Source organism: Acinetobacter sp. YH01011 (assembly GCF_013420785.1).
Taxonomy (GTDB): Bacteria; Pseudomonadota; Gammaproteobacteria; order Pseudomonadales; family Moraxellaceae; genus Acinetobacter; species Acinetobacter towneri.
The window spans coordinates 1-24700 of sequence record NZ_VOYG01000008.1 but is presented as its reverse complement, the minus strand read 5'-3'; the positions used below and the strand labels follow the sequence as shown (position 1 = coordinate 24700).

19 protein-coding genes are annotated in these 24700 nt (G+C 42.3%); 9 read left to right on the top strand and 10 right to left on the bottom strand.

The genetic code is table 11. The features are described 5' to 3' along the window. The first annotated feature begins 158 nt into the window (after window positions 1-158). Together pheT and FTT78_RS06880 are read left to right on the top strand one after the other, a co-directional pair. Window positions 159-2540, top strand: a complete 2382-nt coding sequence (gene pheT / locus FTT78_RS06885) for a phenylalanine--tRNA ligase subunit beta (protein ID WP_104852457.1) — start codon at window positions 159-161, stop codon at window positions 2538-2540. Then, complete coding sequence (locus tag FTT78_RS06880) at window positions 2537-2833, top strand: integration host factor subunit alpha (RefSeq protein ID WP_004649746.1); 297 nt, start codon at window positions 2537-2539, stop codon at window positions 2831-2833. The genes pheT and FTT78_RS06880 overlap by 4 nt, the downstream gene beginning before the upstream one ends. 370 nt (window positions 2834-3203) lie before the next feature. On the opposite strand, the gene FTT78_RS06875 is transcribed toward FTT78_RS06880, so the two are convergent. The 3 genes from FTT78_RS06875 to trxA form a co-directional block, all read right to left on the bottom strand. Next, window positions 3204-3491 carry a hypothetical protein gene (locus tag FTT78_RS06875; RefSeq protein WP_004975160.1) on the bottom strand — a complete coding sequence of 96 codons (288 nt, stop codon included), beginning with the start codon at window positions 3489-3491 and terminating at the stop codon, window positions 3204-3206. A 421-nt stretch (window positions 3492-3912) separates the two neighbouring features. Continuing rightward, entirely contained in the window at window positions 3913-5181 is a 1269-nt protein-coding gene (gene rho / locus FTT78_RS06870; protein ID WP_004975162.1) for a transcription termination factor Rho, read from the bottom strand. A 336-nt stretch (window positions 5182-5517) separates the two neighbouring features. Beyond that, entirely contained in the window at window positions 5518-5844 is a 327-nt protein-coding gene (trxA, locus tag FTT78_RS06865) for a thioredoxin (protein ID WP_004975164.1), read from the bottom strand. 271 nt (window positions 5845-6115) lie between these two features. Between trxA and ppx the strand changes: the two genes are divergently transcribed. Genes ppx through FTT78_RS06840 form a run of 5 tightly spaced genes read left to right on the top strand, consistent with a single transcriptional unit; the run spans window position 6116 to window position 11243 of the window. Then, window positions 6116-7636 (top strand): exopolyphosphatase, encoded by a 1521-nt coding sequence (ppx, locus tag FTT78_RS06860; protein WP_004975167.1) that lies wholly within the window; start codon window positions 6116-6118, stop codon window positions 7634-7636. Window positions 7637-7668: 32 nt separating this feature from the next. Next, complete coding sequence (locus FTT78_RS06855; protein ID WP_004975170.1) at window positions 7669-8490, top strand: acetyl-CoA carboxylase carboxyltransferase subunit alpha; 822 nt, start codon at window positions 7669-7671, stop codon at window positions 8488-8490. Continuing rightward, a complete protein-coding gene (gene tilS / locus FTT78_RS06850) occupies window positions 8427-9773 on the top strand; it encodes a tRNA lysidine(34) synthetase TilS (protein WP_104852453.1) in 1347 nt (448 codons plus the stop codon). The genes FTT78_RS06855 and tilS overlap by 64 nt, the downstream gene beginning before the upstream one ends. 30 nt (window positions 9774-9803) lie before the next feature. Further along, the gene (gene proC / locus FTT78_RS06845; RefSeq protein ID WP_096902428.1) at window positions 9804-10631 is read left to right on the top strand and encodes a pyrroline-5-carboxylate reductase; all 828 of its coding nucleotides are present in this window, start codon (window positions 9804-9806) and stop codon (window positions 10629-10631) included. 42 nt (window positions 10632-10673) lie between these two features. Continuing rightward, window positions 10674-11243, top strand: coding sequence for a YggT family protein (locus FTT78_RS06840; RefSeq protein WP_004975174.1), 570 nt, complete (start codon window positions 10674-10676; stop codon window positions 11241-11243). Window positions 11244-11405: 162 nt separating this feature from the next. Here FTT78_RS06840 and polA read toward each other — a convergent pair whose 3' ends face one another. Beyond that, window positions 11406-14165 (bottom strand): DNA polymerase I, encoded by a 2760-nt coding sequence (polA, locus tag FTT78_RS06835; protein ID WP_179990512.1) that lies wholly within the window; start codon window positions 14163-14165, stop codon window positions 11406-11408. 182 nt (window positions 14166-14347) lie between these two features. Here polA and FTT78_RS06830 point away from each other — a divergent pair, with 182 nt between their 5' ends. Then, on the top strand, window positions 14348-17359 hold the full coding sequence (locus tag FTT78_RS06830; RefSeq protein ID WP_154320388.1) for a DUF2339 domain-containing protein: 3012 nt from the start codon (window positions 14348-14350) through the stop codon (window positions 17357-17359). A gap of 48 nt (window positions 17360-17407) precedes the next feature. Here FTT78_RS06830 and FTT78_RS06825 read toward each other — a convergent pair whose 3' ends face one another. Both FTT78_RS06825 and FTT78_RS06820 read right to left on the bottom strand, forming a co-directional pair. Next, window positions 17408-18331 carry a mechanosensitive ion channel family protein gene (locus tag FTT78_RS06825; RefSeq protein ID WP_096902425.1) on the bottom strand — a complete coding sequence of 308 codons (924 nt, stop codon included), beginning with the start codon at window positions 18329-18331 and terminating at the stop codon, window positions 17408-17410. 9 nt (window positions 18332-18340) lie between these two features. Continuing rightward, window positions 18341-19162, bottom strand: a complete 822-nt coding sequence (locus tag FTT78_RS06820; protein ID WP_004975182.1) for a hypothetical protein — start codon at window positions 19160-19162, stop codon at window positions 18341-18343. 102 nt (window positions 19163-19264) lie between these two features. Between FTT78_RS06820 and gspE the strand changes: the two genes are divergently transcribed. Next, window positions 19265-20752 (top strand): type II secretion system ATPase GspE, encoded by a 1488-nt coding sequence (gene gspE, locus FTT78_RS06815; protein ID WP_004975184.1) that lies wholly within the window; start codon window positions 19265-19267, stop codon window positions 20750-20752. Between the two features lie 80 nt (window positions 20753-20832). On the opposite strand, the gene FTT78_RS06810 is transcribed toward gspE, so the two are convergent. From FTT78_RS06810 to FTT78_RS06795, 4 genes are all read right to left on the bottom strand, one after another. Next, entirely contained in the window at window positions 20833-21657 is an 825-nt protein-coding gene (locus tag FTT78_RS06810; RefSeq protein WP_180043982.1) for a carbon-nitrogen hydrolase family protein, read from the bottom strand. 21 nt (window positions 21658-21678) lie between these two features. After that, window positions 21679-22206 (bottom strand): anti-anti-sigma factor GigB, encoded by a 528-nt coding sequence (gigB, locus tag FTT78_RS06805; protein WP_004975187.1) that lies wholly within the window; start codon window positions 22204-22206, stop codon window positions 21679-21681. Between the two features lie 113 nt (window positions 22207-22319). Continuing rightward, a complete protein-coding gene (gene gigA, locus FTT78_RS06800; protein ID WP_180043984.1) occupies window positions 22320-23288 on the bottom strand; it encodes an RsbU family protein phosphatase GigA in 969 nt (322 codons plus the stop codon). Between the two features lie 101 nt (window positions 23289-23389). Beyond that, complete coding sequence (locus tag FTT78_RS06795) at window positions 23390-24313, bottom strand: VacJ family lipoprotein (RefSeq protein ID WP_180043986.1); 924 nt, start codon at window positions 24311-24313, stop codon at window positions 23390-23392. Window positions 24314-24700: the final 387 nt, after the last annotated feature.

Here is a 24700-nt window from a genome sequence, read left to right as displayed (position 1 = left end):
TTTCCTAAAATTAGGAGAGGGAAAAGAGATTATTTTTAAATTTTAAAAATCCCCCTAAATCCCCCTTTGTAAAAGGGGGACTTACGCGAAATAAATAGAAGTGTGGGAATTCCCCTCTTTATTAAAGAGGGGGTAGGGGAGATTCAGGAAATGAATGTATGAAAATTAGCGAAAATTGGCTACGCACGTGGGTTAACCCAGCCATTGACAGCGATACTTTATCGAATCAACTCACGATGCTGGGTCTAGAAGTTGATGATATGTCACCAGCAGCAAAGCCATTTACAGGCGTTGTGGTGGGTGAAGTCTTAACGGTTGAACAGCATCCAGATGCAGATCGTTTACGTGTGACTACGGTAAATATTGGTTCAGGTGAGCCGTTGCAGATTGTGTGTGGTGCGCCAAACGTGCGTGTAGGTATGAAAGCACCTGTGGCAACCATTGGTGCGGTATTGCCAGGCGACTTTAAAATCAAAAAAGGCAAACTGCGTGGTGTGGAATCACAAGGGATGCTCTGTGGCGCATCAGAAATTGACCTTGAAGATAAACTTGATGGTTTATTGGAACTGCCTGCAGATGCACCTGTAGGTGTGAATGTACGTGAATATCTTGATCTAGATGACCATGTCATTGATATCAGTATTACTCCAAACCGTGGTGATTGTTTCAGTATTCGTGGTATTGCCCGTGAAATTGGGGTGATTAACCAATTGCCAGTGAATACACCTGACATTCAGGCAGTAGCGGCAACTATTCAGGATGAAAAAACTGTACAAAGTTTGACGGAAGGCTGCCCACGTTATTTAGGTCGTGTGATTAAAAATGTAAATACCAAAGCCGCTACACCTGAGTGGATGGAGCGCGCGTTGGCACGTTCAGGTATCCGTCAGCACAGTATTTTGGTTGATATTACCAACTATGTCTTGATTGAATTGGGTCAGCCAATGCACGCTTTTGATGGTGCTAAAATTCAAGGTGGCATTCAAGTTCGTCAAGCGACTGCAGCAGAAAAATTGGTGCTGTTAAACGAGCAAGAAGTTGAGCTGCAAGATGATGTGATGGTGATTGCCGATGACGCAAAAGTATTGGCGATGGCGGGCATCATGGGTGGTTTATCTTCTGCGGTAAGTGATGAAACCACAGAAATTTTCCTTGAATCCGCTTTCTTTGCACCATTGCATATCGCAGGTCGTGCACGTCGTTATGGTTTGCATACCGATGCCTCACAGCGTTATGAACGTGGTGTCGATTTTGAATTGCCATTATTGGCGATGAACCGTGCATCACAACTGATTGCAGAATTTGCTGGCGGCGAATTTGGTCCAATTACAGTGGCAGAACAAGCAGCACAATTGCCAACACGTGAAGCAATTGCGTTAAATCAAGCGCAAGTCGATCAGCTCTTGGGTTATCACGTTGATGCTACATTTATTGCCGATGCTTTAACTCGTTTAGGCTGCGAAGTTACTGTTCAAGCTGAAGGTCAGTGGAGCGTTGTACCACCATCACATCGTTTTGATATGGCAATTTACCAAGACTTAATTGAAGAAGTTGCTCGTATTCACGGTTATGACAACATTCAAATCAGTTTGCCTGTGATTGATGTGCAATTAGCAAAATACCAAGATCAGTTTGAAGTTGCGCAATTACGTCAAACCGCAGTGACTTTAGGTTATCAAGAAGCAATTAGTTTTAGCTTTGCCGATGCAAAATTGGAAAAACAGTTAAACCCTGCGGTGAACCCGTTGGCATTAGCAAATCCCATTTCAAGCGATTTGGCAGTAATGCGCTCAACGTTGTTATCCAGCTTAATTCCATGCGTTCAGTACAACGTGAATCGTCAACAAAACCGTGTGCGTTTCTTTGAGTTGGGTTTACGTTTTGATTATCAACATGCAGCAAGCATTCATGACTTGAAGCAAATTCCAACTTTGGCATTGATTGCGGTGGGTGCTAAACATGCAGAATCTTGGCATGCTAAAGCTCAGCCTATGGATTTCTTCGATTTTAAAGGCGATATTGAAGAAATTTTAGCTGCAGGTCGTGTGCAGGTAGAGTATGTTCGTTCAGAGCGTACTTGGTTGCATCCTGGACAATCTGCTGAAATTTTGGTAGATGGTCAGTCTATTGGTTACTTTGGTCGTTTACATCCATCTTTAGAAGATGAGCTGGATTTAGGCACGGCTTGGGTAGCAGAACTCGATCAAACAGCAGTTTTGCAAACTTATGTATCTAATTTTACAGAATTATCACGTTTTCCATCGGTTAGACGTGATATTGCGCTTTTAATTAGTGATAAGATAAATGTAAGCGAAATTCAGCAACTTATTGAAAAAACGGGTGGAGCGCTGTTAGACTCAACTTGGTTATTCGATGTGTATACTGGACAAGGTGTTGAACAAGGCAAGCGTTCTTTGGCTTTTGCTCTGTTATGGCAACATCCAACACGTACACTTGAAGATGCTGAAATTAAATCTGGTATGGATAACATTCTGCAAGTGTTGGAAAACACTTACCAAGCGACATTGAGGGCTTCATGACAGCATTAACAAAAGCAGAAATGGCTGATCATTTAAGTGAGCTCACGAGTTTAAACCGCCGTGAAGCGAAACAAATGGTCGAGTTATTTTTTGATGAGATCAGCCAAGCACTGATCTCTGGCGAGCAAGTTAAACTTTCAGGGTTTGGGAACTTCGAGTTACGTGATAAACGTCAACGACCTGGTCGCAACCCGAAAACAGGCGAAGAAATTCCAATTTCAGCCCGCCGTGTAGTCACATTCCGCGCAGGGCAGAAATTCCGCCAGCGTGTGGGAAATGAGCAGATCGATTGATCTGCTTTTTTTTATGCTTTTTATAAGAGATTTTAGAAAGACGCTGTGATTTAGCAAGACATAGTGATTGATCTTGCAATTGAGAGACTTGAATCAAACTATGGATATGAATGAAAACACTGTAGAGCTGAACAAGACGCTACCTAAGAATTGAGCGTGGAGATGAGAAACCAAAAGGTTATATCGAAATAAATGCCGAATGGGGTTAAGTGTTTTGGTTAAATGCTTTTATATGCTGAATCATCTACTTGAAAAAGATGGATTGAGCGATTTGGAGATATTGTGCTGAGTAAAATAAATTTTAGACAAAATATTCAGAAATAAAAAAGAGAGCCATCGGCTCTCTTTTTGTACTGCATAATCGTATCGATTATTGAGCAGCAGCTTCAGAAGCAGCAGCAGCAGCGTCTACAGCAGCATCAGCAGCGTCAGTTGCAGCAGCAGCAGCAGTGTCAGCAGCATCTACAGCAGCTTCAGCGCCAGAAGCAACTTCTACAGCAGCAGCGTCAGCAGCAGCTTCAGCTTCAGATGCAGCTACAACAGCTTCAGATGCAGCAGCGTTAGCGTCAGCAGCAGCTTCTTCAGTTTTTTTAGCACAACCAACGAAAGCTAAAGTAGTAGCAACTGCAGCAGCAATAGCGATTTTTTTGAATAACATGGCATCACTCTCTAAAATATGAGATTAAAAAAAACCGACGTTAGTCTGTTGTATGCTTTTATTATTCCTAAATTTTGTTAGGCACTAACAACGCAGGCGCAGTCTAACTGGTCTGCGAATATGCTATCACTGCGCTTTTTGAATTGCTACTAGGTTGATTGAAAAAAAGGCAAAAAAACGCGAAAAATACGTGCTTTTTTAACAGAAAATAACAATTAATTTGGCATTTTAGATTGGAGAGTTGCACGGTAACTGGCTAAAAACTAAAAGGTTTTTACTAAATATTTTTTTATAATCATTTACTTAAAAATAAGTTTACATATACCGCGTGCAATTGTGTCTTTATGTAAATTTTGTCAACCAAATAAAAAAGCCATCGTTTTAAGATGACTTTTTTAGGTGTTCTAATATTTATAGCCGTTTAATTGGCTGCTTTACGTTTCATTTGATCAAAGAAGTCGTCATTAGTTTTGGTTTCTTTCATGCGATCAAGCAAGAATTCCATTGCTGCCAATTCATCTTGAGTGTGTAACAATTTACGCAAAATCCAAACTTTACGCAAATTATCTTCACTCATTAAGCGCTCTTCACGACGTGTACCTGATTTTTTGATGTTCATGGCAGGGAAAACACGTTTTTCTGCAATACGACGGTCTAAGGTAATCTCTTGGTTGCCTGTACCTTTAAACTCTTCGTAAATCACTTCATCCATTTTACTGCCAGTTTCAATCAGTGCAGTTGAAATAATGGTTAGAGAACCACCTTCTTCAATATTACGTGCAGCACCAAAGAAGCGTTTTGGACGTTCTAAAGCGTGCGCATCAACACCACCTGTTAAAACCTTGCCTGAAGAAGGTACGACAGTGTTGTAGGCGCGTGCCAAACGGGTAATCGAATCCAGTAAAATCACCACGTCTTTTTTATGTTCAACTAAACGCTTGGCTTTTTCAATGACCATTTCTGCAACTTGAACGTGACGAGCAGGTGACTCATCAAATGTTGATGCAATCACTTCACCGCGCACGGTGCGTTCCATTTCAGTCACTTCTTCAGGGCGTTCATCAATGAGAAGTACAATCAAGAACACTTCTGGGTTGTTACGAACAATCGACTGAGCGATGTTTTGTAGCAACATGGTTTTACCCGCTTTAGGCGGAGCCACAATAATTGAACGCTGACCTTTACCAATTGGCGCAACCAAATCTACCACACGTGCAGTTAAGTCTTCAGTTGTTCCATTACCTAACTCCATCACCAACTGTTCTGTTGGGAAAAGCGGGGTTAAGTTTTCAAATAAGATTTTATTACGTGAATTTTCAGGGGTGTCATAGTTAATTTGATTGACTTTGAGCAAAGCAAAATAACGTTCGCCTTCTTTTGGTGGACGAATCGTACCTGTAATGGTGTCACCCGTGCGCAGGTTAAAGCGACGAATTTGCGAAGGGCTGACATAAATATCATCTGGGCCAGCAAGGTATGAACCTGCAGCTGAGCGTAAGAAACCAAAACCATCAGAGAGAATTTCTAGAACGCCATCACCAAAAATCTCTTCACCATTCATGGCATGGCGCTTTAAGATGGCAAAAATAATGTCTTGCTTGCGGTTACGCGCCATTCCTTCAAGGCCCATAAACTCGGCAATCTTGATGAGTTCGCCAATCGGTTTTTTCTTGAGTTCGGTTAAATTCATAGAGGTTCTGATAGAATTAAAATTCTGGGGTACAGGTTAGAGAGGGAGCAACATTTAGCCGCATTCATACAATAAAATGAAAGCAATTGTATTTGCACAATAACGATTCAGAGCACTGATTCATTGTTTGATTGAAAAATGTGAAAAACAATTTCTGTTGCCGAGCGGCATTTTTGTGTTGTGTCTTTTCAGAAAGAGGATGAAAGATCCTGCGTTTCCTGAGCATGCAATATAAGAGAGAAACGTCTACTTGTCAATTTGTAGGCAAAAAAAATACGCCAATGCGTGGCGTATTTTTTTTCATCATCTCTATAAATAGACGATGGATCAATCGACTTAGATATTTTCGTCAATAAACGCAGTCAATTTAGATTTAGGTGCTGCACCGACTTGCTGTGCAACCACTTCACCATTTTTGAACATCAATAATGCTGGAATATTACGGATGTTGTAGTTCACTGCAGTTTGTTCGCAAGAAGTTACATCAACTTTTACAATTTTAACTTTGCCTTGGTATTCGTCTGCAAGTACTTCAAGTACAGGTGCAATTGCTTTACATGGCGCACACCAGCCAGCCCAGAAGTCAACCAATACAGGAGTATCCGATTGAAGAACATCTGCTTCGAAGTTTGCATCAGTGGTGTTTACGATGTTGCCAGACATGGATTACGCTCCAAATAATTTTTAAGATAGCTTTAGTTAGTATTACATAGCCATCTTGAACAAAGTAGGGGAATCTGTGGATTTTCCACTCAAAATACAAATTTGTCTAATTGATCGTGACGATAACGCTAAACGAAAATGCTAATTCTGTAACACAATTGTCATATATGCAGAAAATTTAAATAGTCGTCAAATTGTGCTGATAAATGGCTTTTAAATTAGGTGTATGTGAATTACTCTAGGCACAATTCTGTCTAGGTTTGTTTGAAGAATGTCTGATTTTTTAATTGATGAAGAGTTACTCGCAGCCATCGATATGGGGTCGAATAGTTTCCACTTGGCAATTGCACGGGTGGATCATGGTGAAGTAAAAAAAGTGGCATCAATGTCAGAAAAAGTACAGTTGGCCGCAGGTTTAGATGAAAATAAGAATTTGACCGAAGCTGCTCAACAACGTGGTTTGGCATGTTTGGCGCGTTTTGTGGGACGTTTAACTGCGGTGCAGTCAAACCGTTTGCGTATTGTGGCAACCAACGCATTGCGTCAGGCCAAAAATGGACATGAGTTTATTCAAAAAGCCGCAGAAATTTTGCCTAAACCTATTGAAATTATTGCAGGGCGTGAAGAAGCCCGTTTAATTTATTTAGGCGTATCGCACACGATGGCAAATAGTGGTCGTCGTTTGGTAATTGACATTGGCGGTGGTTCGACAGAGTTGATTATTGGCGAAGAATTTGAGCCAATTCATACCGAATCTTTACAAATGGGCTGTGTGGCCTATACCAAAGCCTATTTTGCCGATGGTGAAATTAGCAAGAGCAGTTTTGAAAAAGCAGTGGTTGCAGCGCGTAAAGAACTGTATTCGATTGCCAATACTTATAAAGAAGCAGGTTGGGATACCGTTGCAGGTTCGAGCGGTACCATTAAAGCCTGTCGTCAAATTACGGTAAATATGGGCTGGAGCAATGAGCAGGAAAATCTGACTCGTGAAGGTTTAGAAAAACTCAAAGACCGTTTGCTCAAGTTTAAACACGTATCAGAAATGGAATTTGATGGTCTAAAAGAAGACCGTCGAGCAGTTTTGCCAGCAGGTTTGGCAATTTTATATGCGGTATTTGATGTATTAGATATCGATAAACTGGTGTATTCCGATGGGGCTTTGCGTGAAGGCGTAATGTATGACTTGTTGGGACGTTTCCAGCATGAAGACATTCGTGATCGCAGTGTACAGGCCTTGATGGGGCGTTATAACTCAGACCCGAAACAGGCTGGACGTGTGGTGAAAACTGCGCAACATTTATTTGACAGCGTGGCAGAATCATTAAAATTAAATAACGAAGATAGTGACTTATTGCGTCGTGCTGCGTACCTACATGAAATTGGTTTAGCCATCAGTCACAGCAGTTATCATCGTCACGGTGCATATTTATTGCAACATTCGGACATTCCCGGTTTCTCACAAATTGACCAAAACTATCTCTCGCATTTGGTCGGCAACCATCGTCGAAAGTTGCGCCAAGACGCGAAAACAGAAGCACTGAAAGCGGGTGGCAATAAAATTGTTTACTTAAGTTTGTTGCTTCGCCTTGCAGTTTTGGTCAACGCAAGTCGTAGCGATGCGATGCTTCCTGCCATTGAATTAAGCATCCGCAATGCGCAACAATGGCAGCTCAGCGTGTCGGGTGATGCCAAACAATGGCCATTGCTTGTCGCTGAATTGCACGATGAACAAGTGCAATTCAAGAATTGGGACATTGAATTGAATATTCAGTCGGAACAATTTGTCGATTAAGATTTGGTTAATTTAGGGATAACAGTCGACTTATGAAAAAAGCTGCTCAATCTAAAGCATGGAAAACCGTGCAAATTGCACGTCATCCTGAACGTCCGCAATTTCTAGACTATGTGGGTGAAATTTTCACTGAATTTGATGCCTTACATGGCGATCGTTTATTTGGTGATGATGGTGCAATGATCGGTGGATTGGCACGCTTTGATGGTCAGCCTGTCATGGTGATAGGTCAACATCGTGGTCGCAGTACCCGCGAAAAATTACAACACAACTTCGGGATGTGTAATCCAGAAGGCTACCGTAAGGCACAGCGTCTTATGGATATGGCAGAGCGTTTTAATCTGCCAGTTTTCACTTTTGTTGATACGATGGGTGCATACCCAGGTGTAGGTGCAGAGGAACGTGGTCAGGCAGAAGCGATTGCGACCAGCTTAGCGCAATTGTCGAACTTAAAAGTACCTGTAATTGCTACAGTATTGGGCGAAGGTGGTTCAGGCGGTGCGTTGGGTATTGGCGTGGCTGACCGTGTGGTAATGTTGTCACACAGTATTTACTCTGTTATTTCACCAGAAGGTTGTGCGTCTATTCTGTGGAAAACTGCAGAAAAAGCCGAACAAGCCAGTGAAGCATTGGCATTGACTGCAGAAAAACTGCAAAAGATTGGTATTGTAGAATACGTGGTTGATGAAGGTGAGGGTGCGCATTTAAACCCTGAACAAGTCATGCACAGTCTGAAAAATGTGTTAAAAGAAGCTTTGGATGAATTGCAAGCGATGGATGCAACACAACGATGCGAAGAACGTTACCAGCGTTTAATGAAGTTTGGCAGCGACAATTTAGGTCTAGCGTCTTAAGCCAATTACAGGCTTTTTCTGCACAGACAAAATTTTTAATCGGATGTAGTGGCGGCATGGATTCCATGCTGCTACTGCATCTTTTGTCGTTTTTGTGCCCTGAAAAAGTACGCGCGATTTATATTGATCACCAATTGCAAAGTCCAAGCGCAGCGTGGGGCACATTGGTGCAAGCCACCTGCCAAAATTTAAATGTGCCGTGTGTGCTGCAAAAAGTCAGTGTGTCTGAGGGTAATTTAGAAAATCAGGCACGTCAGGCGCGTTATCAGGCCTATATGCAGCACTTAGATAGCAACGAAGTTCTAGTATTGGCGCATCATCAGCAAGATCAGGCAGAAACCGTATTGCTGCGTTTGTTTTCAGGCGCAGGTGTGCAAGGACTTGCTGCCATGCAAGCTGTCGATGTGCGTGATGACATCAGTATTTGGCGTCCGTTATTGGATATTTCGCGTGAGCAGATTTGCCAATGGAGTGCTGAATTAAAGCTCGATTATGTGCAAGACCCAAGCAATCAGGATGTGCATTATGACCGAGCTTGGGCAAGAGAAATATTGTGGCCTGTCGTGCAACAGCGTTTTCCTAAAATGCAGCAAGCTGTGACGCGTACTGCAAACTTGATGCAAGATACTGAAAACATTTTGGCAGAAGTTTTGGCGCAGGATTTAGCTGCATGTGGCACAGACTCGCAGTTGAATTTAATTCAGTTACAACAATTGTCTTTGTCACGGCAACGTCAGCTATTATCGGCATGGATGAAAGGACAAGCGCAATATCGTCCAAGTTTTGATATGGTCGAGCGTTTGCAGCGAGAAGTGATTCAGGCCAAAGCTGATGCGCAAGCGGCGTTACATTGTCAGGATTATTATTATCTGCGTTATCAGCAACAATTATTTCGTTTGCCGAAAGCGGAGTATTTAGCTGCAGAACATTTTGAGGCAGAAGAACAAGTGTTATGTTTGCAGGCAGATCAGACTTTTCAAGTGTGGTCTGGCTGTTATCAACTGCAACAAGCCAAAGTCGGTTTATCTGCAACTTTGCTGAATCGTCCGTTAACTTTACGGCCACGTTTGGGTGGTGAAAAAATTCATTTGTATGGTCGGGTGGGCACATGGCCACTGAAAAAAGCCATTCAGGAAGCACAAATTTTTCCGTGGACGCGTCATACAATTCAAATATTAAGCCTAGATAATGTTATGCTAGGCGTTTTTAGCCCCAAAGGCTTTTGGCTTGCACAGTCGGACTATTGTGTCGCAGATGGATGGCAACCGAATTTAGTCTCTTAACGACAAAGAACTCAACGAAGAGCGTGAATCATGAGTGCAGTATTGAATTGTAATATTAGTTTCATTGGCGGTGGCAACATGGCGCAAGCCTTGATTGGTGGTTTGATTGCCAGAGGTTTGCCGCCAACCCGTATTACAGTTTCAGACCCTGTAGAACAAGTGCGTGAATTATTAAAAGAAAAAGATGTGCATGTCACTGAGGATAATTTGGCCGCGATTGCAGATGCAGATATTGTGGTATTTGCAGTCAAACCACAGGTTTTGGCACAAGTATTGCGTCCATTGCACGGTCAGTTTGAAGATAAGCTGGTGATTTCGATTGTTGCGGGCGCAGAAATTGCCACGATTTCTGAGTTATTACGTACAGAACGTGTAGTGCGGGTAATGCCAAATACGCCTGCTTTGGTGCAAACAGGTGCACATGGTTTGTATGCAACCGAACAGGTCAATAGCACTGACCGTGAATTGGCAAGTCAGGTTTTGGCAGCGACAGGTTTAACTATTTGGGTAAACTCTGAGGCGCAAATTGATGCTGTGACTGCAGTATCTGGTTCAGGGCCAGCATATTTCTTCTATTTGATGGAAAGTATGATTCGTGCAGGCAAGAACTTAGGTTTAGATGAAAAAGTGGCGACAGCACTGACGTTACAAACTGCTTTGGGTGCAGCACAAATGGCAATTACCAGCTCGAATACACCTGCAGAATTACGCAAAAATGTAACTTCACCAAATGGCACGACCCAAGCGGCAATTGAAGTGTTTGATCATGCGCAAATTTCACAAAATATTCAGGCGGCATTGGCTGCTGCTAAAACGCGTAGTCAAGAATTAGCGCAAGAGTTGAGTGATAGTATTTAATTATTGAAAAACAATGAATTTAAATTTTAGGAAAGTTTAAGTATGGGTGCAAATTCTGCGCTAATTTTTGGCATTATCATTAACGTAGCGATTTTGCTCGTATTCTTCCGTTTCTTAATGCAATTGGCAGCGGTGAGTCCTTATAACCCTGTGGTGCTTTCAACCATTAAAGCCACCAAAATTGTAGATGTATTTGGACGTATTTTTCCAACGGTTGGCAAAGGTCGAGTTAACTCTGCAGCCTTGGCTTTGTTGGTGGTGTTGTATCTACTCAAAATTTTTGGTGTTATGTATCTCAATGGTGCGATGCCGAATAGTCCAATTCACTTACTGATTCTGACTTTTGTGACCATGATTCAGGATTTAATCCGTTTCTGTCGTTATTTGATTTTTGCCACCATTATTTTGAGTTGGGTGGTGATGTTTACTCAATCTCGTGGCCCGTATATTGAGGTGATTCAAGAGTTGGCTGAGCCGTTATTAGCACCATTTCGTCGTTTATTGCCGAACATGGGCATGATTGATTTGTCGCCAATTATTGCATTTTTGGCTTTATATATCGCTGAAATTATTATGAATCAGGTAGCGATTGTATTGCTGACTGGCTTATAAGTCGCATTATCCTAAAACATTAAAAAGGACTCAAATCGAGTCCTTTTTTTGTAGTTTAAGTTTGGGCTGACGACCTTAATGAGTCTTCAGAAATACAAATAACCTGCATCCTGACCTCCTTCTAGGCGAAGGAAGGTGCTGAAAAAAGAGAGCGCAACGACTTTAGTGCGCTTCATCCCAGTTATTGCCTTTTCCGACTTCCACCACCAATGGTACAGAAATTTCCACCACAGATTGCATGACTTCTGCCAACTTCGGCGCGAGCTCATCTGCCGCATCTGCATCGACTTCAAATACCAATTCATCGTGTACTTGCAGCAACATTTTGGCTTGCGCTTGCGGTAACATTTTGTCGACTTCAATCATCGCCATTTTAATAATATCAGCTGCAGAGCCTTGTAATGGCGCGTTAATTGCCGCACGTTCTGCCGCTTTACGTACCATCATATTACGTGCAGCAATATCTGGCGTATAGAGGCGACGACCTAAAATAGTTTCTACAAAACCTTGTTCTAGCGCGACTTGGCGGGTACGTTGCATATATTCATAAATGCCCGGATAACGCTGGAAGTATTGCTTGATGTAGTTTTGTGATTCTTCACGGGTAAACCCAAGCTGACGAATTAAGCCAAATTCCGACATGCCGTAGAGCAGACCGAAGTTTACAGCTTTGGCCTGACGACGCTGATCTGAGGTTACGTCTTCTAAGGCAATACCCAAGACTTCTGCCGCAGTACGGCGGTGCACGTCTTGTCCATGGTTAAAGGCATCGAGTAGGGCATCATCTTGTGAAAAATGTGCCATTAAACGCAATTCGATTTGCGAGTAGTCGGCTGCCAACAACACGCGACCTTCAGGTGCGACAAAGGCTTTACGAATTTGACGACCAATTTCAGTACGAATTGGAATGTTTTGTAAGTTTGGATCAGTAGAAGATAAACGCCCTGTTGCAGTCAAAGCTTGGTGATAACTGGTATGCACTCGATGCGTATCGTTGTTGGCTTGCTTCAGTAAGCCATCGGTATAGGTGCTTTTGAGTTTAGATAAACCACGGTAGTCTAAAATTAAACTACTGATCGGATGCTCAATTTTTTCCAAAACACTTTCACTGGTACTGTATTGACCTGTTGCGGTTTTCTTGCCGCCTTTGAGTCCGAGTTTATCAAACAGGATTTCGCCCACTTGTTTCGGTGAGCTGACATTAAAGTTTTCACCTGCCAATTCTACAATTTGGTTTTCCAAATCTTGCATGGTTTGGGAAAAATCGACACCCAATTGATCTAAAAATTTCAGATCAAGCTGAATGCCATTTTCTTCCATACTGGTCAGCACACGCGCCACAGGCATTTCGATGTTGTGCAAAATATTGACCAATTCAGGATGCTTTTGTAGCTTCGCAGACAGCACTTCATATAAACGATACGTAATATGCGCATCTTCTGCAGCGTAGTGCGCAGCCGTTTCAATTTCAATTTGATTGAAAGTTTTTTGCTTGACGCCTTTGCCTGCAATTTGCTCATAAGATGTGGTCAGGTGGCTTAAATATAAGCGTGCCACATCATCCATGCCGTGACGGGTTGCGACAGAGTTAAGCACATAAGATGCCAACATGGTATCGAAATACCAACCTTGTAAATGAATACCGTGATTTTCAAGCACATGCGCATCATATTTTAAATGATGCCCAATTTTATCCACCGCATTATTTTCTAAAATAGGTTTGATTTGTGCCAAAACCTGATCACGGTTGAGCTGCTGTGGTGCGCCCTCATAATCATGCGCCAAAGGTACGTAATAGGCATCTTTGGCATCGAACGCGATAGAAAAACCAACAATTTCTGCAACGCGATAATCCAGACTGGTGGTTTCTGTATCAAAGGCAAAACGCTGTGCAGTTTGCAAGCGTTGCAGCAAAGCATCCCAATGCGCCTGATCTAAAATGGTGTGGTATGTTGCTGCACCGAGTTGATCATCAACACTGCTTTGCGTGGCTTGATCTTCAGTTTCAATTTCATTGGCTGTCGGTGCGGCGACTGTTTTTGCAGCTTGTTTATAATTGCTGTTATTTGGATTATTTGGATGATCGAGCGATTGTAATTGATTACGGAATTCTAGCTCGGTATATAAATTGCGTAAGGCTTCAACATTAGGGTCTTGTAGTTTTAGATCGGCATAACCAAAGTTCAGATCAAGGTCACAAACAATGCTGGCGAGTTGATGATCTAGCGCGATGCCATCGGCATTGTCTTTAATATTTTGTCCGACTTTGCCTTTAATATGATCGACATTTTCTAAAATCGCACCAATCGAGCCATATTCGGTCAGTAGTTTTGCAGCAGTTTTGGCGCCAATGCCGGGCACGCCCATAATACCATCGGAAGCATCACCCATGAGGGTCAGATAATCAATAATTTGATGCGGCCATACGCCAAACTTGTCAAATACAGCCTGAATATCCATTGGCTTTTCTTTGAAGCTGTCTTCAAGGGTAACTTTTTCAGTCACCAACTGCGCCATGTCTTTATCGCCCGTAGAAATCAGTACTTGCTGTCCTTCGGCTTCGGCACGTTTGGCTAAAGTTCCAATAATATCATCGGCTTCTGCGCCTGGTAGCATGTAAAGTGGAATACCCAAAGCACGAATTAAAGCATGTAAGTATGGAATTTGCTGAGAAAGTTCCTCAGGCATACTTGGGCGGTCACCTTTATAAATTGGCGATAGTTCGTGACGGAAAGTCGGCTCAGGCGTATCAAAAATTACCGCCATGTGAGTAGGCTGAGTACGACGCATCAACTTTTGAATCGCAGAGATCGCGCCACGAATAGCATTGGTATGTAAACCAGTTGACGTGGTTAATGGTGGTAGTGCGTGAAAGGCACGAAATAGAAAATATGAGCCATCGACCAAGACAAATGGTGGCATGGATTGATTCCTTCTGCAAATAAGCAGTTTATTGTACGTGATTTTTGCAGTTGTCGCAGAAACTGATTTTTAAGGCAAGTGTTGCAGACGCACAGTTACCGAATTGCTGATGAATCCTGATTCAGAATCGTGCTGTCTGTTGTATGATCGGAGCCATGACAATATCAATAAAATGAAGAGCAATGCAGACAGGGCAGAATGAAATTCGAATCATTTGGTTCATGCTATTAATCATAATTTCAATTGGCGCATGGTGGCTCGGTGTGCCGATGCTGAGTTATATCTGTGCAGTTGCTGCGGTGGTCAGCGTGATGTTTTTTGTGGGACGAGTGCAGAACTCACTGGAACAGGTTGTGGATGCACAGTCACAAGTACAACGCCAAAGCTCTAAAACTCCTTTATATATCGCCGCTTTTATTGCTTTTTTAGGAATATTGCTGGATTGGTATTTACTGACATCTATTGCTTTAAGTGCATGGATTTTTATGTTGTTGCGATGGTTGCAGCGTTTGGAGCAAGGACTGTATCAATTACAGCAATTACAAAGTGCCGCTAAGCTTCAGGCGCATGCTCAAAAGAGCTATCCTCAAAAGACCAATGCTCAAGAGAAAAAGGTTCAAACGCAATTCGCAGAGCATATTTTAGCCAATACATCTGAAGTTGATGCAAGTCTTTCATCAGTTAAGGCAAATGTGGATGATGGTGTTATATCAACCGCTTCTCAACCTGAAACCATCGCTATTCAATCTGATTCCACATTATCGAGCGAGCCGAATTCTGTTCGGGAACAAGCAGCTCAAGTTTCTTATCCATATCAAGACCAAGAGTATCTACATCAAGAATATTCAGCTCCAGATTTAGCCAAATCCTCAAGGTCTGTTGCACCTTTTGCAACTCAGTCGCGCTCATCAAGTAACAGTTTATTGCAACAAGCTCAATCATGGCTGATACATGGTAATCCTGTATTAAAAGCAGCAATTGTAGTGTTACTCATAGGCGTGGTGTTACTGCTACGTTTTGCTACTGAACATTGGCAATTTAGTTTGGCAGTGAAACTTTTGTTCGTTGCTGGCGTGAGTGCAGCAGTGACAGTATTCGGTTATCTGTTACGCAACAAAAATCGCAGCTTTGCTTTGGGTGTGCAAGGTTTGGGGTTGGCTGGGCTGTGTCTGACCTTATTTTTTGCCTATTACAATTTGGTCATTCCAAATTTAGCTATCGCCAGTCTGTGTTTTATTGTGGTGATGTTGCTCACGCTCTGGCTGAGTTTAAAACAACAATCAGTCGAACTTGCCCTCATGGCAATGCTGATTGCGTATTTCGCACCGTTTACTTTACCTGTTCGTAATGCAACAGCCATTGAATTTATTGCCTATTATTTGCTGATTAATATTTCGGTTGCCATTTTAAGTAGTTTACGTCCGTGGAAATATTTAAATCAAATTGCGTTTTTAATGACGGTTGTGGTGGGTGGCAGCTATGCCTTTTATCATGGTTATATCTTTGAACGGCAGGTGCTAACGCTTTTAGTTTTGGCGCATGCGGCTATTTTTATTTGGTTGGGTTTTCGCTTTAGTCAGCTTTTGGCACAGGAAGATGTCGCCACGTTTCAGCTGAAACCTATTTTAGACCTTGCCTTGATTTTTGGCGCACCCATTGTCGGTTATGCCTGTTTATATCTGATGTATTTTGAAGAAACAGCAGAGCAGGCAGCCTTTAGTTTGTTATTTGCGGTGGTTTTTGCAGGTTTGTATTGGCTGACCAAACAGCATCGGCAGACACAATTTATTGCACAAAGTTATTTCAGTTTGATGCTGATTTTTAGTGTGTTGATTCCACCTATTTTACTGCCTGAACAATGGAGTGTCATTGGTTGGGCATTACAAGGCGTGGCTGTGTTTATTTTTGCCTTTATTCAATATTCTAAAATTAGCCGTTATTTGGCACTAGGTTTGTTTGCCGTAGCGGGCTTATCTGGGCTGTATTATTTAGTAGAGTTGCCTTATTTCGAGCGCAGTATTTATTGGGTACTGAGCCTAAGTTATGCCACGGTTGTGGTGTTTTCCAACAGCCGTGCAGCTTTCAGACAACAACTGAGCACAGCAACCACGAGCGTACTGTGTTTAATGATGTTGTCTGCAACCAGTTTATGGCTATGGTTAGGTTTAGATTACTTTGATGGAGAACTTGCAACCGTACAGACGCTTTTGGCGGTGGTGGTCATTTATTTACTTATCAACGAAGTACTACTTTCTCGTCAAGCGACATGGTCATGGCTATTGCCCAAATGGTTAGGTCTAACGCCAGTTTCGCTCACTGCAGCAGGTTTATTATTCAGCCGTAGCTATGATGGAGCGGTGCATTGGGTTTCGGGTACTGAACGTCTGCTATTTGCCTTGTTTGCAGGCGTGCTCAGTGTGTTGTGGTTGCGTCCTTTATGGACTGTCCGCAGCGACAAAGAATGGCTGAGTTTAGGACTGTTACCCATTTTGGCGATGGCGAGTTTAACGCTGTTACCACAGCATCCGTATAGCAGCGTGGTGATTTTACCATTGCTCTTTGCGGCGTGGTGTTGGTGGCAACAACCGGATTCAGATTGGCGCAAATTTTGGTATGCGCGTAGCAATTTAATCTTCATGTTGATGTGGATGCTATGTTCACAACTGTTGACTGAACACGCATTTTACGGCTATGTACTGCCTATTTTGAATCCATTTGATTTGGTCAGTATAGCCATGTTGGTGGCTATTTTGTGGATGTTGAATCTGCAACGCAAAACCCATTTAGACCAAGGCCTGGCAGCGGTAATTATGGTCTTGAGTTTACTGTGGCTAAGTAGTTATGTGCTATTACGTGCCTTACATCTGTATTTGGGAACGCCAATCAACCAAATTGCTGTTTGGCAAGATGCCACTGTGCAGCTCAGTTTGACCTTGCTTTGGGTGAGTTTGGCTTGTATCGCCATGTGGATTGCCAGTCTGAAACAATTACGTGCCTTGTGGATTTTAGGCAGCAGTATTTTGGTGATTGTGACCTTAAAATTGGTGCTTTTAGATTTATCTAATATTGGAACTTTAATGCGCGTGCTGTCATTCTTTGCTGCAGGTTTAGGTATGCTACTGATTGCATATATCGCCCCAATTCCTGAGCCAGATCTCGCAAAAAACAACACTTCGCCGTCTTCCAAAGCTTGAGCAGATCCTCAAGTTTAGTTAGAGGCAAAGTGTCGAAGACTGAAACGATTACTTTAAGTCAGGTTCTCGTTTCAGTGCTTGGGCATTGGCATATTGATCAAGTTCTTCATTATTTAAAGGGCGCGATAAAGGATGATCAACAAAACCCATTTTGGGTACAGGAATTTCGATTTGGTTGTCTAGGAAACCATTACGGATACGTTCCTGCATTTCATCACGTACCTTTAAAAAGTTTTCTTGCTGACACCACACCGCAAACAACAATTCAATTGAAGATTCACGGAAAGCTGTAACTGTCACCGCGGGTTTAGGGTCAGACAGCACGAGCGGATATTGATTGGCGACACTGAGCAACACTTCACGCACTTTAATAATATCTTCGTGAAAATTAATCGCGAGGGTAATGGGCACACGTCGGATTGGAAACTTGGACAAGTTATGCACGGGTGCACGAATCAATTGTTCATTGGGTAAACGCACATAAATATTGTCTTGGGTCAGCAATTTAACTGAAAGTAAGTCAATTGAGATCACTTCACCTTCAATGGTGTGTCCGCGAATCAGGGTGATTTGAATGGTATCGCCCACTTCAAAAGAACCTTCGCCAATCAGGAACATACCACTAATTAAATTGGATGCCGAGGTTTGTGAGGCAAAACCCAAAGCCACGGTTAAAATACCCGCTGCACCTAAAAACACGCTGAGTTTAAAGCCTGCTTCTTTCAGGCTCGCCATCACAAACAGCAGGAAAATAAAGTAAAAAATCCCGCGTCGCCAAACTAAGCGTTGATGCGCATTAAAACGTGCGCCAATAGTGCGTACAAAAGTATTGGAAACAAAACGTGCAATTAAGAAACCAATCAAAGACAATACAATTGCGACCAAAATTTCGGTCAGACGATCTGTATTGATACTGGTAAAAATTCCTTTGAGGCTGTTGGTGATTTCTTTGGAAATATTGGAATCTGCCATAACATCCTCTTAGAAAAATGAATCAAACATATTAAATAAAGCACCTGCCGTTTCACGCGGTGGTTGCAAATAGGTCACTTCACCTGCATGTGGCGGGGTGCGATTTTCAATCCGAATTCGTGGCGGGCGGTCTAAACCTTCATGCATCACTTTAATTTGTGAAGTCCATAAACGACCTGTACTTTCGCTGAAAAATAAAGGCAGCGCAGGCACAGGCACATTCATTCGGTCAAAACGCAATTGTTGATTGCTGGTGTTGTGAAATTCAATCGGCGTGACGGCACGAAATGCACGTGGTTTTAATTGATGTAATTCGGTACGGCCATCGACTGCTGTGGCATAGCAAATTTCACCTGTACGATGATTGGGGCCAAACCAAGTATCTTTCGGGCGAATAATCGGCAAATCAAAAATGGGTTCACGTTGACCATCGACAAAGGCAGACATCCACAACGGTGTGCTGATATACAAGGTGCCGCGTTGCCCCGCAGGAATATAAATTGGATCGACAGGTTTAATCACCACTGAACGGTCTGCCAAACGAGGCATGAGCTGTAATTTACTTTGTGTAGATTTGAACATATAGCGTTCAATTTTCACAGGTTGTGGAAAGGCAAATTCAGGATCATCAATGTTATGCCATTGCTGTTCATAATCGTATTGAACCTGCGGGCGATAATATTCCAAACGCCATTCTTGCATACCACGGGTCAAACGTACTAAGAGTGAGCCAAATTGCCACGTTTTAGGACGATTGAGCTCAAACTCATAGTCACCCCACCATTTTAATTTAGCCGAATCAGTTTCTGAAATCTCATGATTTTGTGACAATGGCCTATCCCTTTCTTGATAAATCAGCGAAAACAGACTTCACGCTGTCATACGCTTAGAGTACACTCAAATTAAATTTTTTCATCATTATTATAATCGCTGATGCAAGTACTGAAACAATTACAAATACCGTATAGCTTTGCCAAACGCCATGGGGTGTTAATTCGTTATGAGGGCGATCATGCCTTTATTGTACGTCGTGAAAATACGCCGATGCTTGCCATTCAGGAGGCGCGTCGTTTTTTGGGGCATCCTGCACAGCATCAACTTTGTAGCGATCAGGAATTTCACCAATTATTAAGCAGCAGTTTTGCAGGTGATACAGGCGAGTCGCAGCAAGTCGCTGCGGGATTGGAAGATCACCCTGACTTGCTTAGTTTGGCAGATTCAGTTCCTGAAGCAGAAGACCTGATGGATCAGGAAGATGATGCACCGATTGTACGTTTAATCAATGCTTTACTGTCTGAAGCGATTCGGGTTGGCGCATCGGATATTCATATCGAATCTTTTGAGAAAAAACTGTCAGTCCGTTTGCGGGTCGATGGTCAGTTGCGTGAAATCGTGCAACCGCGCCGTGAACTTGCGCCTTTATTGGTGTCACGTATTAAAGTCATGGCAAAACTGGATATTGCCGAAAAACGTATCCCTCAAGATGGTCGTATTTCGCTCAGACTAGCAGGTCGTGAGGTCGATGTACGTGTGTCAACGCTGCCATCTTCGCATGGTGAGCGGGTGGTAATGCGTTTGCTGGATAAGCAAGCAGGTCGTTTAAACATGACGCACTTGGGGCTGATGCAAAATGATTATGAGCGCTTAAAGCAACTGGTACATCGACCACACGGGATTATTTTGGTTACAGGGCCGACAGGTTCGGGTAAAACTACGACCTTATATGCAGCTTTGTCAGACCTGAATGACGGTTCTAAAAATATTTTGACTGCAGAAGACCCGATTGAATATCAACTTGAAGGGATTGGGCAAACACAGGTCAATACCAAAGTGGATATGACCTTCGCTCGTGCTTTAAAAGCCATGCTGCGCCAAGACCCAGATGTGGTGATGGTGGGGGAGATTCGTGACTTAGAAACCGCCGAAATTGCAGTGCAGGCTTCCTTAACTGGTCACTTGGTACTGTCTACCCTACATACCAATACGGCCATTGGTGCAGTCACCCGTTTAAAAGATATGGGCATCGAGCCGTTCTTGCTGTCAAGTTCATTAATTGGGGTGATCGCACAGCGTTTAGTGCGCACCTTATGTTCGCACTGCGCCACATGGCATGCTGCAGATGACTTTGAACAAGAACTCTTTAAAAGTGTGACCGATGCAAGCGATTTAAAACTTCCGCAACCGAAAGGCTGTGAACATTGCTCACATACAGGTTTTACTGGGCGGACTGCAATTTATGAAATTGTCCCTGTGGATGAAGCAATGCGCCGTTTGATTCATGGCAATGCCGCGGAATATGAACTGGAAGATTATGCACGACAGCAATCAGGTTCGATTCGTGAAGATGGATTGCGTAAGGTATTGGCAGGTAAAACCACTTTGGAAGAAGTGCTGCGCGTGACCAATGAAGCGGCTGAATAGCTAAAAAGTAAGGTTAAGATAAGAAATACAAAGAGTTGATCACTATATTGTTGATCAACCCTTTTTATTGAAATTCAATTTTAAAATTGCAATAAACGACGATGCTGCATTAACGGCATCGACTCTCGAATTTTGCTTTGTTCATCTAAATCAAAGGGCACTGTAATCAGTTGCGTACCTTCGTCTTGCACCATTGACAATAACTGTCCGCGTGAATTGGCAGCGCCTGAATGTCCCCAAGTCTGACGTTTTTCACCATGCCAACCTTGTTGGGCTGCACATAAAACCTGACATTGACTGTCCATGCCACGCGCCTGCAAGAGCAATTGCCAATGCATTTGACCTGTGGTGTAAGTAAAAGCCGATGGCGCAGTTAAAATATTGGCGCCTTGCGCACGTAAAGTTAAGGCCAATTCAGGAAAGCGCAAGTCATAACACACCATTAAGCCAATGTTGCCAAACGGTGTTTTCGCCACAACGACTTCAGAGCCGGGTTCAAAAAACTTAGATTCCTGATAACCACCAACAGAGTCACCAACTTGCACATCAAACAAATGAATTTTGTCATAACGTGCTTCAGTTTTTTCTGGGCTAATACATAAACTGACCGTACGCACACGACCATCTGCAATTGTTGAACCATCAGGGCGATATGGGCAGGGCAATGTACCCGCCACAATCCAGATTTGATATTGATGTGCAAGCTGTTCCAAACGCTGTTGAATACTTTCAAACTGTGCCGCGGTTTCGCATTGTTTGCCTGCTGCAAAGCAAACAAAGTTTTCTGGAAAAACGATCAGTTCTGCACCATCGGCTTTACTTTGTTGAATCAATGTTTCAATGATTTTGAAGTTTTCCTCAATATCATTTTGTGAGTTCATTTGAGCAACAGAAAGTAAAGTCATCAAAGCATTCCTGAGTGAAGATCAAGCGTTCTGCTGATTTTGCTCAGCACATTGATCGAGATTATCTTGTTCTTTTTGTAGCTGTTTCACCAAAGGTTCGAACATATTTTGGTTGTTTTCATTCAGCTTCATGAGGGTTTTATGGGCATCTAATACCGTAGTGAGCATATTGCTATGCGTGACGTGTTCTTCTACCAGCTCACGCGTGCAGACAGTTGGGTCACCACAGTAATTTAAAATCACAAACACCTGTCCTAAGCCCATGCTATTGGCGAGCGTAGTAATGTCTGGATTAGTAGATAGCATAACTGCTTGAATGTTATGGATTTGTTTCAGTTTTAAGCCTAGCTTGGCCAATACACCTAAAACTGTACTGTCAATAAATGTAGTTTGGGTTAAATCTACAATTGCACCCACCACATTAGATTGCTGTTCAATTTTACTGAGTAGTTTGTCTAGACTAATACAAGATTGGGCACGCACTTCGCCAAAAAGCTTAAAGATATGCGTTCCATTCAAACTTGCATATTCAACATGACCTGTTGACATATAAATGCCATTTGCAGAGAAGGATTAGATAATTATCCCATAGCGACTATATAGACTCAAGTGGCTTACAGTCGTATATCTTGGGTTGAGAAGTTAACTGGCTGATTTATTGGTTATTTTGTTCGACACAAACTCAAGATCGCAATATCATCTGCTACATGATCGGGTGCTTGGAATGATTGATTTTGCAAGTGAAAGACCAATTGTTCAAACTGTTCATTCAAACCACCGCTATAAGGTTCTAACGCACCATCAGAGCAGATAATAAACCGTGCCTGTTTATTTAATACGCACTCAAATTCCTCAACTTTTAAATCTTCAGTCAGTCCCAAAGGAAAACTACTGGTATTTAAAATCCTAGGTGCTTGATTGGGTTCAATAATAATGGCAGGTGGATAATGCCCCGCACTCGACCAGCGCAGCTCATGAGTTTCAATATTTAAAATCCCACTAATCATGGTGATATGCTTTTCAATATTTTCTTGAACCAGCATACCGTTCAGCTTTTTAATCAGTTCGCGCGGTGTTTTGGAGCGACCATGAAATGCAGCCATCCAAGACGTCAGCAAACTACTGGTTACGCCATGCCCAGACACATCGGCCAAATAGAACATGATTTCTTTGTCACTGATTTTCCAGTAATCAAACCAATCGCCCGACAAATAAGCCGAAGGTTTAAATAACGTATCTACACGGTAGTTGCACAGTTCGATAGGATTCGGTAGTAATTTTTTTTGTAGTTCCGCCGCAGAAGGTAAGTCGCGGCTGTCTTGATTACGTTTATACTGTGCGTCAATTTTGCGTAAAGCTTGCGGTGGATTTTCTGGTAAACGACTCCACAACCAACCTGCTAAAGCGCCTTGTTCCCATGCTTGAACCAATGCCGTGCCTTCATCTTCAAAGGCCAATACAATCGTGGGTAAATTCCATTGATGAGTTAAAAAATCTTGCACATCAGCAATTGCAATAATGGTTGGGTCATACAAGCTGATGTCATCTATGTGAATCATTTGCACACTAGGAAGTGTGTCGAGCACCTGTTCTAGATATGGAATATCACGTGTGGGTTGAATGAAATACATAGAGTTTTGTGTTGACCCTGAACCTAAACAAAGCGTTACTATAGCAATGCCTGAATACTCAAGGAAAGTAAAAACTCACCTTGAGTAAAATGTTTTACAAATTATTCTGTGCTTTCTTCAGGCAGGTTTATTTCTTCTTGATCATCAAAAAGTTCTTCGGTTTCATCATCTACAAACGAAATATTGTCGGCATCGAGTCCTTTCTTTTCCGCAATTTCAAAGTTTTTACGTTGCAAGTAAATATCCCGAATCGCGGCATATTTGTCACCCTGTAACACTTGCTCTACATCTAAGAGTTGCGAGCGAGTATCTACGCCGCGCATAACTTGCTCCGACCAATATAAACGGTCATTGTCATCTAAAATGTATTTTTGCGGACGCGCCTGACCATCTACAAGTGTGCCAAAACCATCACGGAAAGTACTTGGACCGTAAATTGGTAACATAACATAAGGCCCTGAAGGGACACCGAAGTAGCCTAAGGTTGTACCAAAATTTTCTTCTTCTGTGTCTAAACCTAAACGACGTGCAGGATCAGCCATTCCTAAAGTTGTAATGGTATTTAAGCTAAAACGACCTAAAGTTTTTGCGGCACGTAAAGGGCGACCTTGAATCAATTGGTTAACCGCATTCCAAGGTTCACCCAAGTTTTTTCGGAACTGACGATATGAGCCGCGCACTTCACCAGGAACTTTCTTTGTATATTGCAATGCAAGTGGACGGGCGACATTACGATCTAGAATGTCGTTGAATGCATAAATTTGACGGTTCAAAGGTTGTAGTGGATCTTTGACTTCATCGGGTTGTGCAGCATTTGCATTCACTTTTAAATCTTTGGCTTTGACACTTTTTAATTCTTTAAGCGCATCCAAACGACTACTTTTAGTTTTAGAAGATGAATCTGCCGCAATAACTTCAGTAGTTTCTTCTTGAGCAACTTCTTCAGTAGAAGGCGTTGTCGCATGTGTTGAGGTGATGAATCCTAAAGAAACAAGGCACACCCAAAGATATTTTTGTTGATACATAAAGAATCCTAGCGCTTAAATCTGAGTAAGCAAAAGCTGTTATATCGCCGATGGGTGTATAGTAACAGTTAATTGAAACGATGTATTAAAGCAAATGTGCTCAAAATGTGTGTAGAAAAAGCAAAAATGAACAAAAAATAAACACCTGATATATTTCTTTTGCAAAAAGTCTTGCAAGGTAAAATATTTGCCCTATAATGCACATCCATCGGCGGTGATGAAGATTAAAACTTCTGATAAAACAATGACTTGGTTGAACTTGATTAAGTTGGGTTTTAGAAAGAAAGTTTAAAATAATTTAAATTACCAGTTGACACTTTAGAAATAAAGCGTAATATAGCCGACCTAGCTTGATGCTGACGAAGCATCGAGAAGATCATTAAGAGA